The sequence below is a fragment of the Bradyrhizobium betae genome, from assembly GCF_050632175.1.
Classification (GTDB): domain Bacteria; phylum Pseudomonadota; class Alphaproteobacteria; order Rhizobiales; family Xanthobacteraceae; genus Bradyrhizobium; species Bradyrhizobium betae_B.
Map to the genome: position 1 here is coordinate 1908537 of NZ_CP192576.1, position 13939 is coordinate 1922475.

Below are 13939 nucleotides of genomic sequence, written 5' to 3' on the forward strand. Positions count from 1 at the left end.
GCGCTCGTGCAGATCGTCTGCACCCTCGTGCAGACTGTCTGCACGAGATTACCGGAAGTTCACGAGAGCCGGAACGCCGAGCATTTGCGCACATCGGTCGGCGCTCACATGAGTGCGAGGCGAGCCGGCCTGTGCCGCGTTAACGCGGCCGAGCGCGCGCAGAGGAGAAGCCACAGCACCAACCACAGGAGCGGCACGATCATCGTCGGACCGTCCAGGATCGCACCAATCAAAATCAATGCGATCGGCACGAACAGCAAAGCCGTCACGCCGGTCCAGAAGGCGTTCACCAGCGGCCGACCGGACGCATTGGAGAAGACCTTGACCGGCAACCTTGAGCCCACCACAAAAACAAGCCAGATCACAAGGTAAGGCAAGAATAGCCAAAGCAGAATGTCCTGAACCTGGGACATCGGGATCATGACGGAATCAGACCAGGGCGGGTAATATCCGCGCGCTAACTCGGTCATGAACAACAGATCGTAGGCCGGAATTTGCAGCAGCCAGGCCGCGCTTGCCAGGCCGATGATCCACAAGCTGCCCTTGGGCGTCGAGAGTTCTCGCCAGGTCTTCTTGCGGCCCAACCACATGAAGCCGCACACCGTCAAGCCGGACGCAACCAGGCCTGCCCCGGCATCGACGAACCGCCACTTGCGGGTCCGTAGATTGTTCATCGCCTTGTACCATTGCTCATCGGGGCATCGCCGATCCGGATTGGCGTTCGGAATGCCCGGCTCGCATTCCTGCCCGGTCCTGATCCGCTCCGCCGCGACCACGTCGGTATAGGCCGGCATTGCGACGCTGATCGCAATCAGCAGGAAGCCGATTGTGGTGACAGACAGCGCAAGAGATGCAAGCCAACGGCGTCCTGATCCGAAGCAATCTCCAACCACACTATCCTCCGGCTTGCGATCGACCGGCGATGCAACTCTCCATGAGGCCGGACGACAGGATCATGGCCGCTTATTCCAGCAAAAATCGGATGATCTCGTGCAGATGTTGCGCAGGTCAGTCGTCGCTACTCTCTTCCGTGCCGAACAGGCCAAACTGCGCCGCCGCATCGCGCGAGGGCTCGGCAATGCCGAGATGGCGGAAAGCATGCGTGGTGAGCAGGCGGCCGCGCGGCGTGCGCTGGAGATAGCCGCACTGGATCAGATAGGGCTCGATGATGTCCTCGATCGCATCGCGCGGCTCGGACAATGCGGCCGCCATCGTCTCGACGCCGACCGGGCCGCCGCCATAGTTCATCGCGATGGTCGTGAGGTAGCGGCGATCCATGGCATCGAGGCCGGCGGCGTCGACCTCGAGCGCGCTGAGCGCGTGGTCGGCGATCTTGCGGTCGATCTTGTCGGCATCGGCGGCCGAGGCGAAATCGCGCACGCGGCGGAGCAGACGGCCGGCGATGCGCGGGGTGCCGCGGGCGCGGCGCGCGATCTCGTTGGCGCCATCGCTGCTCATGCCGACATTGAGCACGCGCGCGCCGCGTGTCACGATGCTTTCCAGTTCTTCGATGGTGTAGAAGTTGAGCCGGACCGGAATGCCGAAACGATCGCGCAAGGGATTGGTGAGAAGGCCGGCGCGCGTGGTGGCGCCGACAAGGGTGAATTTCGACAGCTCGATCTTCACCGAGCGCGCCGCCGGGCCTTCGCCGATGATCAGATCGAGCTGAAAATCCTCCATCGCGGGATAGAGCACTTCTTCCACGGCAGGGCTGAGACGATGGATCTCGTCGATGAAGAGCACGTCGCGCTCTTCGAGATTGGTGAGCAATGCCGCAAGATCGCCGGCCTTGGCAATCACCGGGCCCGACGTGGCGCGAAAGCCGACGCCGAGCTCCTTGGCCACGATCTGCGCCAGCGTGGTCTTGCCGAGGCCGGGGGGCCGACGAACAGCACGTGATCCAGCGCCTCGCCGCGCTTGCGCGCCGCCTCGATGAAGATCGAGAGATTCTTGCGCGCCTGCTGCTGGCCGACGAAATCGGACAGGGACTGCGGGCGCAGCGCGGTGTCGCCGACGTCATCGGAGCGGCGCTCGGGCGAGACCATGCGGGGTGGCGTGTTCACTCGTTGCCTCTGCGGTACTTGTTCGGCAGCAATTCGCCGATCGTGACCACCTTCGGAGCCCGGCCATTGTCAGGCACGATCACCTTCGCCTTGGCATCGTAATCATGGATCAGTTCGCGGCAGGTGCCGCAGGGCGAGACGACGGCGATGTTGCCGGGCTCGCCGGGCTTCGGATGACGCACGGCGACGATGCTCTCGATGCCGTGGTCACCGGTCTCGGTAATCGCGCGCCCGATCGCAATGGCTTCGGCGCAGATCGCGTTGCGGCCGATATAGGCATCGATATTGACGCCGGTCACGATCCGACCGTCACGGGTGCGCATCGCCGCCCCCACCTCCTGCCAGTCGTTGCGATAGCGCTGGCTGATCGCATTGGTCGCGGCCGCAATCAGCTCCTCATCCTTCTTGGTCAGCATGGGCGAAATATGGTCCCTGATCGGTCTGCGACGAACATAGCCTATTTCGCCAGTTCCTTCAGGCCAAGCCGAATGAGCTGCGCGGTCTCGGCATTCTCGCCGGCGCTGCGCGAGGCCGAGGCGATCGCGGCGGCGGCCTGCGGCTGCCCGTAGCCGAGATTGACCAGCGCGGAGATCGCATCCGCAACGGGCCGCGGGGCGCGCTGGTCGTCGACGGCGCCGGCAAGATGCACGGCGGCCGGATCGACGTTGGCGAAGGCCGGCGCCTTGTCCTTCAATTCGGTGACGATACGCTCGGCGACCTTGGGGCCGACGCCGGGCGTGCGCGCCACAGCGGCCTTGTCGCGCAGCGCGATCGCGTTGGCGAGATCGGAGGGCGCCAGCGTGCCGAGCACGGCCAGCGCGACCTTGGCACCGACGCCCTGCACGGTCTGGAGCAGGCGAAACCACTCGCGCTCCTGGTCGGTGCGGAAGCCGAACAGTTTGATCTGGTCCTCGCGTACATACGTCTCGATCGAGAGCACGGCGGCCTCGCCGGGCGACGGCAGGTGTTGCAGCGTGCGGGCCGAGCAATGCACCTGATAGCCGACGCCGCCGACATCGAGGATGACATAGTCCTCGCCGTAGGAATCGATCAGGCCCTTGAGCTTGCCGATCATAGCCCCGCCACCTTCAGCCGCAGCGCGGTGCTCTGGCGGTGATGGGCATGGGTGATAGCGATGGCGAGCGCATCGGCGGCATCCGCGGACGGCGGCTCGGCCTTGGGCAGCAAGATCTTCAGCATCATCGCGATCTGGTGCTTGTCGGCATGACCGGCGCCGACCACGGTCTTCTTGACCTGGTTCGGGGCGTATTCGGCGACGCTGATGCCGAACATCGCAGGCGCCAGCATGGCGACGCCGCGGGCCTGGCCGAGCTTCAGCGTCGCAACGCCGTCCTTGTTCACGAAGGTCTGCTCGACCGCGGCCTCCATCGGATTGTGGCAGGACAGGACGGCGGCAAGCCCTTCGTGGATCGCGAGCAGGCGGCTCGCCAGCGGCAGATCGTCCGGCGGTTCCACCGAACCGCACGCGATATAGATCAGGCGATTGCCGTCAGCCTCGATCACGCCCCAGCCGGTGCGACGCAGGCCGGGGTCGATGCCGATGATGCGGACGGGGCCACGAATCGGGAGCGCAGTCATGCGCCAGTGATAGCGGCTGGCTGTCGTGGGGGAAACAGAAACAGAACGAAAGCAACAGGGGAAAGCGGACCCTACCCGCCCATCTTCGCCATCAGCGCGTCCGACACCTCGAAATTGGCGTAGACCTGCTGGACGTCGTCGTGCTCGTTGAGCAGATCCATCAGCTTCAGCAGCTTCTCGCCGGTCTCGTCGTCAACCGCGACCGTGTTCTGCGGCTTCCAGATCAGCGCGGCCTTGCGCGGCTCGCCGAACTTGGCTTCCAGCGCCTTGGCGACGTCGCGATAGCCTTCGGTCGAGGCGTAGATCTCGTGGCCGCCTTCGCTCGAGACCACGTCGTCGGCGCCGGCCTCGATCGCGGCATCGAGCACGGCGTCGTCCGAGGCGACGCTGCGGTCATATTCGATGATGCCGGTGCGGTCGAACATGAAGGAGACCGAGCCGGTTTCGCCGAGATTGCCGCCCGACTTGGTGAAGAAGGAGCGGATGTCGGAGGCGGCGCGATTGCGGTTGTCGGTCAGCGCCTCGACGATGACGGCGACGCCGCCGGGGCCATAACCCTCGTAGCGGATCTCGTCATAGTTCTCGCCATCATTTCCGAGCGCCTTCTTGACGGCACGTTCGATATTGTCCTTCGGCATGTTCTCCTGGCGCGCCGCGATGATGGCGGCACGCAGGCGCGGGTTCATGTTGGGGTCGGGCGTCCCCAGCTTGGCCGCGACGGTGATTTCCCGCGCCAGCTTGCCGAACAGCTTCGACTTCTGGGCATCCTGCCGCCCCTTGCGGTGCATGATGTTCTTGAATTGGGAATGTCCGGCCATGCGGGTCTCGTTAAGGAATTGTCAGCCAAGGTGAGTGTGGGAAGCCGGCCTTATAGGCCGCCAACCCACCGGAATGAAAGAGGCTCTACGACTTTAAGGTAGTACCGTAGTGTCCCGTGCCCGATAGTCAGGCACTGTTAACCATGATTTCATTCCGGCCTGCGAAAATAGCGTCCGCCCACCTTCCCACAAGAGTGACCTGATGGCGTTCGCATTATTTCGGAAGCGTCTGCCCGACGTGCCCGCGCCCGCCGCAGTCCCTCAGGCTGCGCCGTCGCCGGTTGATCCCGCGCCCGGCGGGGACGATTCTGCCCGGGAAATCCTGGAACTGCTGGAACTCGAGCTCGGCGCCATGATCCGCCAGCTCGAGCGGGCCGCCAATTCGGTCGCCGGCGGCGCAGAGGCGACCGCCAACACGCTGGCCGCCATTCGCGACCGCACCGACACCCTCACCGGGCGCACCAATGCCGCGCAGTCGAACGCCTCCACCTTCGCGCATGCCGCCGACAAGTTCACCCAGTCAGCCCAAGGCATCGGCGCGCAGGTGCGCGAGGCCGGCAAGCTCGCCGACGCAGCCAGCGCCGCGGCGCAGGAAGCGCGCGCCAATGTCGACCGCCTGCGCGAATCCTCCGCCGCGATCGGCAACGTCGTCAATCTGATCGCACAGATCGCGCGGCAAACGACGCTGCTCGCGCTCAACTCGACCATCGAGGCCGCGCGCGCGGGTGCCGCCGGCAGGGGCTTTGCGGTGGTCGCCACCGAGGTGAAGGCGCTCGCGGTACAGACCCAGGGCGCGACGGAGGAGATCACCCGGAAAATCGACGCGCTGCAGCGCGACGCCACCGGCTCCGCGGATGCCGTGCACCGCATCTCGCAGGCGATCGAGGCGATCCGCCCGGTGTTCGAGACCGTCAACGGCGCGGTCGCCGAGCAGAACGCCACCACCAGCGAAGTCTCCGGCAACGCCGCCAGCGCATCGGAGTTCATCATCTCGGTCGGCGAGAGCGCAGCCGAGATCGATGCCGCGACCAAGGCGGCCGAAACACATGGCGAGAACGTCGCCAGCGCCGGCCGGGCCGTCACCACTTTCGCGCAAAAACTGAAATCGCGCTGCGCGGTGCTGCTGCGCCAGAGCGAGCAGGATGACCGCCGCAAGACCGAGCGGCTGCCCTGCCATCTCAAGTTCGAAACCGCGCGCGGCGTCATGCCGGTCTATGAAATCGCGATGGACGGCGTGCTGATCGGCGGACCGGACGCCGGCCGGCTTGCGCCGCAGGCCATCATCGAGGGCAGCCTCGAAGACGTCGGCGCCTGCCGCCTGCGCGTGACCGAGCAATCCAAGGCCGGCGCGCGCGCGCAATTCGTCAGCCCCAACGCCGCGCTGGCTGAGAAGATCGAAGACAGGCTCTGGTCGATCCACGAGGAGAACAGCGAGTTCGTCACCCGCGCCATGGAAGCGGGCACCGCACTGGCCCGGATTTTCGAACAAGCGGTTGCACGCGGCGAGGTCAGGATCGACGATCTCTTCGACACTGATTATGCGCAGATCGCCGGCACCAATCCGCAGCAATACCGCACACGCTATCTGGATTGGGCCGACCGCGCGCTGCCGCCGTTCCAGGAAGCGTTTCTCGCCAGGGACCCGCGCATGGCGTTCTGCGCCATGGTCGACCGCAACGGCTTCCTGCCGGTGCACAACAAGATCTATTCGCATCCGCAGCGGCCGGGTGACGCCGGCTGGAACACCGCCAACTGCCGCAACCGCCGCATCTTCAACGATCCGGCGGGGCTCGCCGCCGCGCAAAACCTGCGCTCGTACCTGGTCCAGAGCTATGCACGCGACATGGGGAACGGGAATACGGTCATGATGCGCGAGATCGACGTTCCGATCCGCGTGCAGGGCCGGCACTGGGGCGGTTTCAGGACGGCCTACAAATTGTAGTGCACGCTCAGGCGAGACGCCGAGGCGCGAGATCACTTCTTTGAATGACGTTGGAATGGGAATGCCGCGGAGAGCCGGCGAACGGCTCCGACTTGAGGAAGCCCGTAAATGTCCCTCGCCCAGCTTGCCGTCATGGACACAGGATCGAACCGCACGCTCGCCGAGCGGCTGATCGACCAGCTCGCCGACCGCATCGGCGGGCTCGGCGTGGAGCTCGCCGACATCGCCGGGAACGTCCAGGAAGTCGCGCACCGCGTCGCCAACCAGTCGGAGCGGTTCCATCACCTGCAGAGAACGGCCGAGACGATGGTCGCGGCCAACCACGGCATCGCCAATGCGTCGCAGGCGGTGCAATCGACCACGTCGGCCGCCGTCGGCGAGATCGCGCAGTCGCGCGGCGCGGTCGATACCGCGGTCAGCCACATCTCCGAACTCGTCGCGGCCGTGGAGCGGATCGAGGCGCGGCTGAGCGCCGTCGGCTCGGCGCTGGCGCAGGTCGCAAAAGTCTCCGGCGCGATCGAGGCGATCGCCAAGCAGACCAATCTGCTCGCCCTCAATGCCACCATCGAAGCCGCGCGCGCCGGCAACGCCGGCCGCGGCTTCGCGGTGGTCGCAAGCGAGGTGAAGAACCTCGCGGAGGCCACCCGCCAGGCCACGCTCCAGATCTCCGACACCGTGCGCGATCTCGACGGCCAGATCGAAGGCCTGATCGGCGAGAGCAGCGACGCCTCGCAGCGCGCCAAGACCGCCGGCGAAGGCGCGCAAGCGATCTCCGGCATCATCTCGCGGGTCCAGCAGGGCTTTGCCTCGGTCGAAGCGGAGATCGACAGCGTCACGCGCGCGGCAACCTCCAATCTCGGCCATTGCGACACCGTCATCAGCGAGCTCAACGAGCTCGCCAGGGGCGTCGACCTGTCCTCGCGCGACCTCAAGAGCGCCGACCAGCGGGTGACGCAACTGCTCGACACGTCCGAAGGCCTGATCGCGATGATCGCCAACAGCGGCGTGGAAACGTCGGACACGCCGCTGATCCGCGTCGTGGTCGACACCGCCAAGCGGATCTCCGCCGAGTTCGAAGCCGCGATCGATCGCGGCGAGATCACGCTCGACCAGCTCATGGACGAAGCGTATCGCGAAATTCCCGGCACCGATCCAAAACAGTACCTCACCAACTACGTCGACTTCACCGACCGCGCGCTCCCCGCGATCCAGGACCCGATCCAGAAATCCGATCCTCGCATCGTGTTCTGCGTCGCCTGGACCAAGGGCGGGTACCTTCCGACCCACAACCCGAACTACAGTCTGCCGCAGGGCAAGGACCCGGTCTGGAACAACGCCAATTGCCGCAACCGCCGTCTGTTCACCGACCGCACGGTCAAGAAGGTCGGGGCCAACACCAAGCCGTTCCTGCTGCAGACCTATCGCCGCGACATGGGCGGCGGACAGTTCGTGCTGATGAAGGACCTGTCCTCGCCGATCATGGTCCGCGGCAAGCACTGGGGCGCGTTCCGGATGGGTTTCCGGCAGAGCTGACGACGTCGCGACGGCCCTTCAAATCGGGAAACTGCAAAACAACCCCATGCACAGTAGCCGGTGCGTGAGGAATCAATGGCTTGCGCCTCATCGCGCGCCAGGGGCCCGAAGAGCCCTTGACCCGTCGGGCAAAACAGGCGCATAATGCTATTATTCCGAAATCGACGCGCGTTCCTCTTCCTTCTCCCCTTGTGGGAGAAGGTGGCGCGAAGCGCCGGATGAGGGTCTTTCTCCGCGGGTAGAACTGCTCGAGAAGGTGAGAGAGTCATATGCGGAGAGATACCCCTCGCCCAATGTGCTCGTGTCTACTGACGTCGCCGCCCTCTCCCACAAGGGGAGAGGGCACGATAATTATCAGCGTGCTCGCTGCCCCCGACTTTCCCAATCGCACGACTTTCGTCATCGCATGGTTTTGCGCGTTCGCACGATCATCTGCGGCGATCAATGGTGCGCGCGACGAAACGCATCAAAAAATGACGCTTATCATATCAATGAGCCCAAATTTCCCGCAGCGATCGCCGCACAAATTCGTGAACGTCATGGCCTCACGTCGTGGCCGCGCAAATATGCATTGCGAGAAAATTCGAAGCTTCATCGTTTCGCATCGGTATGATTATGGTCGCGCGAATTCGCCGACCCGGTCGCCGCAAGCGATCGACGAGCAAGGGGATGCATATGGCAACGACACTCACCGTCAACGGCGAACAGAAGACTTTCGACGCACCACCCGAGATGCCGCTGCTGTGGGTGCTGCGCGACATCCTCGGAATGACCGGCACCAAATTCGGCTGCGGCATCGCGCAATGCGGGGCCTGCACGGTGCATGTCGACGGCAAGGCGGTGCGCTCCTGCGTGCTGCCGGTCAGCGCAGTCGCGAACCGCGCCATCACCACCATCGAGGCCGTCGGCAATACGCCTGCGGGCGCGAAGGTGCAGAAGGCCTGGCTCGATGCCGAAGTGGTCCAGTGCGGTTACTGCCAGTCCGGCCAGATCATGTCGGCGGCAGCCCTGCTGGCGACCACACCCCATCCTGATGATTCCGATATCGACGCCGCGATGGCCGGCAACATCTGCCGCTGCGGCACCTATGTCCGCATCCGCGAGGCCATCAAGCAGGCCGCCAACGGTCGTCAGTCGTGAGGTCCGCCATGATTGCAGACAAGACTCGTCCCGCCGTCTCGCGCCGCAGCCTTCTGACCGGCGGCCTTGCCGCCGGATTCCTGCTCGCCTTCCACCTGCCGCTGCGCGCCGCCGTCAACGAGCCGGTGCAGCCGGAAGACAAGACCGACGGCAAGTTCGCCCCCAACGCCTTCATCCGGATCGACCCGGAAGGCGTCACCACGCTGGTGATGCCGCAGGTCGAGATGGGACAGGGAATCTACACCGCGGTCTCGATGATCCTGGCGGAAGAGCTCGACGCCGACTGGTCGAGGGTCCAGCTGCTGCACGCACCGGCCAACGAGAAACTCTACGGCAATCCGATCTTCATCATCCAGGCGACCGGCGGCTCCACATCGGTGCGGGCGTTCTGGAAGCCGCTGCGCGACGCCGGCGCCAGCGCGCGCGCCATGCTGGTACAGGCCGCGGCCGCGCAATGGAGCGTCGACCCCGCCAGTTGCACGACCTCGAAGGGTGTCGTGACCCACAAGGCGAGCGGCCGGACGCTCGCCTATGGCGCGCTTGCGGAAGCCGCAAGCGGCCAGACACCGCCCAAGACCCCCACGCTCAAGGACCCCAAGGATTTCGTCTATATCGGCCAGCCGTTCAAGCGGCTGGACACCCCCGAAAAGGTCAACGGCAAGGCCGTCTACGGCATCGACGCCATCGTGCCCGGCATGAAGTTCGCGACCCTGGCGCAGTGCCCGGTGTTCGGCGGCAAGGTCGGCAAGGTCGATGACCGCGCCGCGAAGACAATTCCGGGCGTGCGGCAGATCGTCGTGCTCGACGATCTCGTCGCCGTGGTCGGCGATCACATGTGGGCAGCGAAGAAGGGCCTCGACGCGCTCGACATCACGTGGAACGAGGGACCGAACGCGAAGATCAATTCGAAAGCGGTCTGGGACGATCTGCGCGCCGCCAGCGCCAAGGACGGCGTAGTCGCCAAGTCCACCGGCGACATCGCCAAAGGCCTCGCGGCCGGCGAAAAATACGAGGCGTCGTTCGAGTTGCCGTTCCTCGCGCACGCGACGATGGAGCCGTTGAACGCCACGGTGCATTGCAAGCCCGATTCCTGCGAGATCTGGACCGGAACGCAGATCATGGCGCGCGTGCAGTCGGAGGCGGCGAAGGCCGCCGGGCTTCCGGTCGAGAAGGTGACCGTCAACCAGCATCTGCTCGGCGGCGGTTTTGGCCGCAAGCTCGAGCCCGACATGGTGGTCGCGGCGGTTCGCATCGCCAAACAGGTCGACGGTCCGGTCAAGGTGGTGTGGACCCGCGAGGAAGACATTCAGCACGACGTCTATCGCCCCGTCTATCGCGATACGATCGCGGCGACCTTGTCGGACGGCAAGATCTCGGGGTGGAAATACAAGATCGCGGGCGCCGCGATCATCGCGCGCTGGCTGCCGCCGGCGTTCCAGAAGGGCATCGACATCGACGCGATCGACAGCGCCACCGACGTCCCCTACGACATCCCGAATGTCCACGTCGAATATGTCAGGGCCGAACCGCCGGCGATACCCACGGGGTTCTGGCGCGGGGTCGGCCCCAACAACAACGTGTTTGCGGTCGAATGCTTCATCGACGAACTGGCGCGCAAGGCCGGCAAGGACCCGGTCGAGTTTCGCCGTGGCATGCTGGCCAGTCAGCCGCGCTTCCTGTCCGTCCTCAATCTCGCGGCAGAGAAGGCCAGTTGGGGTCAGCCCCTGCCGGCGCGCGTTGGACGTGGCGTGTGCCTGCAGCCGTCGTTCGGGAGCTTCATCGCAACGGTGGTGGAAGCGGAGGTCGACGAGCAGGGCGAGATCAATCTGCGCCGTGCGACCTCGGTGGTGGATACCGGCATCGCCGTCAACCCCGACACGATCGTGGCCCAGGTCGAGGGCGGGCTGATCTTCGGCCTGACCGCCGCGCTCTATGGCGAGATCACCATCGAGAAGGGGCGCGTCCAGCAATCCAACTTCAATGACTACCGGATGCTGCGGATCAACCAGACGCCCAAGATCGAGGTTCACGTCGTCAGGAGCGGTGAAGCACCCGGCGGCATCGGCGAGACCGGCACCACGGCTGGACCGCCGGCGCTGCGCAACGCGATCTACGCTGCAACCGGCGTGGCGCTGCGACGCCTGCCGATCGATCGGACACTGCTGGCTGCGGGGAAAAAGGCATGAGCGGCAAGATGCGTATTCTCGGAAGCGTCGTCGTCATTGCCATCGTCGTAACCGGCCTCGGCGTCTGGATCATCCGCGGGCCCGGCCCGCTCGATTTTGCCGGCGGCACGAAAGTGGCGCTGGCCGATTACAGCGCGGGCAAGCCGACGGGCGTGCCGGCCAAGCTGGAGAAAGCAAGCCTGGTCGAACGCGGCGAATATCTGGCGAAGGCGGCCGACTGCATGGTCTGCCACACCAAGCCCGGCGAGACCGACTATTCCGGCGGGCTCGCCTTCAAGCTGCCATTCGGTACGCTCTATTCCACCAACATCACGCCGGACAAGGACACCGGCATCGGCAATTACAGCGACCAGGATTTTTTGAACGCGGTCCAGCACGGCAAGCGGCGTGACGGCGCGCGGCTCTATCCGGCGATGCCGTACACGTCCTACACCTTCATGACCGACGACGATGTGCTGGCGGTGAAGGCCTATCTGTTCAGCCTGCCGGCGGTGCGCGCCAAGGCGCCGGACAACACGCTGTCGTTCCCGTTCAACCAGCGCTGGGCGATGATGTTCTGGTCGGCGGTGTTCAATCCGGATACACGCTTTGCGCCGGATACTTCCAAGAGCCCGGAATGGAATCGCGGTGCGTATCTGGCCGAAGCGCTCGCGCATTGCGGCGAGTGCCACACCCCACGCAATCTCGGCTTCGCGCTGGACAACCGCAAGAAGTTCGCGGGCGCCATCACGGCCGGCTGGCGCGCCTTCAATATCTCCTCCGACAAGGCGACCGGCCTTGGCAACTGGCGCGACGAGGATCTGATTTCGTATCTGTCGCTCGGTCACGCACCGGGACACGGCGCGGCGTCGGGTCCGATGGGCGAAGCCGTCGACCACAGTTTTAGCCAGTTCGCTACCGAAGACATCAGCAGCATCGTTGCGTATCTGCGTAGCGTGCCGCCCGTGCCCTCGCCCGACCTGCCTGCGACGACCGCGCCGGTCGCGCCCGCCTCCCACAAGGACGGCGTCACGGCCGATGCACGCGGCAAGATGCTGTTCGCCGGCGCCTGCGCGAGCTGCCACGGCTGGAGCGGCGAGAGCCCGGTGTCGCCGATGGCGACGCTGACCGGCACCTGGGCGGTGAACGATCCCGCGGCGACCAACGTCGCGCAGATCGTGATCTCGGGGACGAAGCGGCACACGCCTGATGGCGCGCTGTCGATGCCGGCGTTCGGGGAGGCGTATACCGACGATGAGATCGCGGCGGTGGCGAACTACGTGACGGGAAGGTTCGGGACGAAGGGCTCGAAGCTGACGGCGAAGGATGTGGCGAAGTTGCGGGGGCAGACGGCGGAGTAGGCGCCGCCACTGGTGCGGCGACGGTTGTTGCCATAGAAAGGCTGCCGCACATTCGGGGCGCGGACCCGAACACAATCGACTGGCTTTCGATGTCCCTTCCACCCGCCCAAATCGGCGCGCCGCTTTCCGAGATCGATACGCCGGCGCTGATCATCGACCTCGACGCCTTCGAGCGCAATCTCGACACGATGGCGGCGGCGGTCGGCAAGCTCGGCGTTCGGTTGCGCCCTCATGCGAAGACCCACAAGTCGCCGATCATCGCGGCCAAGCAGATCGCGCGCGGCGCGGTCGGCATGTGTTGCCAGAAGGTCGGCGAAGCCGAGGTCCTGGTGGCGGGCGGGGTGAGCGATGTGCTCGTCAGCAACGAGGTGCTGGGCCTGCGGAAGCTGGAACGGCTTGCGGCGCTCGCGCGCCACGCACGCATCAGCGTTTGCGCCGACGATTCCATCGCGGTCGAGCAACTGGCGCGCGCCGCGGAGCGGGCCGGGTCGCACATCGAGGTCCTGGTCGAAGTCGACGTCGGCGCCGGTCGCTGCGGCGTCAGGCCGGGCCCGGCGGCGGCGGGCCTGGCGCGGCAGGTGGCGGATTCGCGCTTCCTGTCGTTCGGCGGCTTGCAGGCCTATCACGGCTCCGCCCAGCATTTGCGAACGACGGAAGAGCGGCGCGCGGCCATCGCCAGCGCTGCGAACGCGACCAAGGCGACGCTGCGCGCCCTTGAGGATGCGGGCTTTCAATGCCGGACGATTGGAGGAGCGGGAACCGGGACGTTCGAGCTCGAAGGCGCGAGCGGCATCTGGAACGAATTGCAGGCCGGCTCCTATATCTTCATGGACGCCGACTACGCGAAAAACGTCGCCGACGGGGCGCGCAACGCCAGCCCGTTCGAGCATGCGCTGTTCGTGATCGCGACCGTGATGAGCACCGCTTCCGGCGAACGCGCAGTCATCGATGCCGGCCACAAGGCCCTGTCGAACGACAGCGGATTTCCGGCCGTGCTGGGCCGTCCCGACCTGCGCTATCACAGGCCCTCCGACGAGCATGGCGTGCTCGAGTTCGACGGCGCGTCGTCGCGGCTGGCGCTCGGCGACAAGGTGACGCTCATCCCGGGTCATTGCGATCCTACCGTCAATCTCTACGACTGGTATGTCGGCGTGCGCGGCTTCAACACGCCGGATGCCCGCGTGGAAGCGCTTTGGCCGATCGCGGCGCGCGGCGCGGTCACCTGAGATTGACGCACGAGCGCGCGTCGATCTCCACCGTCGTCCCGGACCAGCGAAGCGCAGATCCAGGCCCCAAACGCGGCAGCAAGAGTTTCGCG

Annotated in this window: 11 protein-coding genes and 1 pseudogene; 6 read left to right on the plus strand and 6 right to left on the minus strand. The window is 65.6% G+C overall.

Features of this window, described 5'->3' with window-relative positions; translation table 11 throughout:
- Positions 1 to 104: 104 nt before the first annotated feature.
- The 6 genes and pseudogenes from ACQ86E_RS09425 to ACQ86E_RS09450 all read right to left on the minus strand — a co-directional run bounded on the left by ACQ86E_RS09425 (position 105) and on the right by ACQ86E_RS09450 (position 4480).
- Positions 105 to 794 (minus strand): hypothetical protein, encoded by a 690-nt coding sequence (locus tag ACQ86E_RS09425; RefSeq protein ID WP_431205155.1) that lies wholly within the window; start codon positions 792 to 794, stop codon positions 105 to 107.
- A gap of 214 nt (positions 795 to 1008) precedes the next feature.
- Positions 1009 to 2045 (minus strand): annotated as a pseudogene (ruvB, locus tag ACQ86E_RS09430) (Holliday junction branch migration DNA helicase RuvB).
- A gap of 14 nt (positions 2046 to 2059) precedes the next feature.
- Complete coding sequence (locus tag ACQ86E_RS09435) at positions 2060 to 2479, minus strand: cytidine deaminase (RefSeq protein ID WP_431205156.1); 420 nt, start codon at positions 2477 to 2479, stop codon at positions 2060 to 2062.
- Between the two features lie 41 nt (positions 2480 to 2520).
- The gene (ruvA, locus tag ACQ86E_RS09440; protein ID WP_431205157.1) at positions 2521 to 3138 is read right to left on the minus strand and encodes a Holliday junction branch migration protein RuvA; all 618 of its coding nucleotides are present in this window, start codon (positions 3136 to 3138) and stop codon (positions 2521 to 2523) included.
- Positions 3135 to 3662: a crossover junction endodeoxyribonuclease RuvC gene (gene ruvC / locus ACQ86E_RS09445; RefSeq protein WP_431205158.1), complete on the minus strand. Its 528-nt coding sequence runs from the start codon at positions 3660 to 3662 to the stop codon at positions 3135 to 3137. The genes ruvA and ruvC overlap by 4 nt, the downstream gene beginning before the upstream one ends.
- Positions 3663 to 3733: 71 nt before the next feature.
- On the minus strand, positions 3734 to 4480 hold the full coding sequence (locus ACQ86E_RS09450; RefSeq protein ID WP_431205159.1) for a YebC/PmpR family DNA-binding transcriptional regulator: 747 nt from the start codon (positions 4478 to 4480) through the stop codon (positions 3734 to 3736).
- Positions 4481 to 4682: 202 nt separating this feature from the next.
- Here ACQ86E_RS09450 and ACQ86E_RS09455 point away from each other — a divergent pair, with 202 nt between their 5' ends.
- The 6 genes from ACQ86E_RS09455 (at position 4683) to ACQ86E_RS09480 (ending at position 13847) form a co-directional block, all read left to right on the plus strand.
- Entirely contained in the window at positions 4683 to 6422 is a 1740-nt protein-coding gene (locus tag ACQ86E_RS09455; protein WP_431205160.1) for a methyl-accepting chemotaxis protein, read from the plus strand.
- A gap of 108 nt (positions 6423 to 6530) precedes the next feature.
- Positions 6531 to 7955 (plus strand): methyl-accepting chemotaxis protein, encoded by a 1425-nt coding sequence (locus ACQ86E_RS09460; RefSeq protein ID WP_431205161.1) that lies wholly within the window; start codon positions 6531 to 6533, stop codon positions 7953 to 7955.
- 675 nt (positions 7956 to 8630) lie between these two features.
- A complete protein-coding gene (locus ACQ86E_RS09465) occupies positions 8631 to 9095 on the plus strand; it encodes a (2Fe-2S)-binding protein (RefSeq protein WP_431205162.1) in 465 nt (154 codons plus the stop codon).
- Positions 9096 to 9103: 8 nt separating this feature from the next.
- On the plus strand, positions 9104 to 11281 hold the full coding sequence (locus tag ACQ86E_RS09470; protein WP_431205163.1) for a molybdopterin cofactor-binding domain-containing protein: 2178 nt from the start codon (positions 9104 to 9106) through the stop codon (positions 11279 to 11281).
- Positions 11278 to 12621 carry a c-type cytochrome gene (locus ACQ86E_RS09475; protein ID WP_431205164.1) on the plus strand — a complete coding sequence of 448 codons (1344 nt, stop codon included), beginning with the start codon at positions 11278 to 11280 and terminating at the stop codon, positions 12619 to 12621. Before ACQ86E_RS09470 ends, ACQ86E_RS09475 begins: the two co-directional genes overlap by 4 nt.
- An 89-nt stretch (positions 12622 to 12710) precedes the next feature.
- Positions 12711 to 13847, plus strand: coding sequence for a DSD1 family PLP-dependent enzyme (locus ACQ86E_RS09480; protein WP_431205165.1), 1137 nt, complete (start codon positions 12711 to 12713; stop codon positions 13845 to 13847).
- Positions 13848 to 13939: the final 92 nt, after the last annotated feature.

Bases quoted from the DNA above. Each gene is read 5' to 3' on its own strand.
- ACQ86E_RS09425 (WP_431205155.1), bottom strand. From the start codon at position 794: ATGCCGGCCTATACCGACGTGGTCGCGGCGGAGCGGATCAGGACCGGG.
- ACQ86E_RS09435 (WP_431205156.1), bottom strand. From the start codon at position 2,479: ATGCTGACCAAGAAGGATGAGGAGCTGATTGCGGCCGCGACCAATGCG.
- ruvA (WP_431205157.1), bottom strand. From the start codon at position 3,138: ATGATCGGCAAGCTCAAGGGCCTGATCGATTCCTACGGCGAGGACTAT.
- ruvC (WP_431205158.1), bottom strand. From the start codon at position 3,662: ATGACTGCGCTCCCGATTCGTGGCCCCGTCCGCATCATCGGCATCGAC.
- ACQ86E_RS09450 (WP_431205159.1), bottom strand. From the start codon at position 4,480: ATGGCCGGACATTCCCAATTCAAGAACATCATGCACCGCAAGGGGCGG.
- ACQ86E_RS09455 (WP_431205160.1), top strand. From the start codon at position 4,683: ATGGCGTTCGCATTATTTCGGAAGCGTCTGCCCGACGTGCCCGCGCCC.
- ACQ86E_RS09460 (WP_431205161.1), top strand. From the start codon at position 6,531: ATGTCCCTCGCCCAGCTTGCCGTCATGGACACAGGATCGAACCGCACG.
- ACQ86E_RS09465 (WP_431205162.1), top strand. From the start codon at position 8,631: ATGGCAACGACACTCACCGTCAACGGCGAACAGAAGACTTTCGACGCA.
- ACQ86E_RS09470 (WP_431205163.1), top strand. From the start codon at position 9,104: ATGATTGCAGACAAGACTCGTCCCGCCGTCTCGCGCCGCAGCCTTCTG.
- ACQ86E_RS09475 (WP_431205164.1), top strand. From the start codon at position 11,278: ATGAGCGGCAAGATGCGTATTCTCGGAAGCGTCGTCGTCATTGCCATC.
- ACQ86E_RS09480 (WP_431205165.1), top strand. From the start codon at position 12,711: ATGTCCCTTCCACCCGCCCAAATCGGCGCGCCGCTTTCCGAGATCGAT.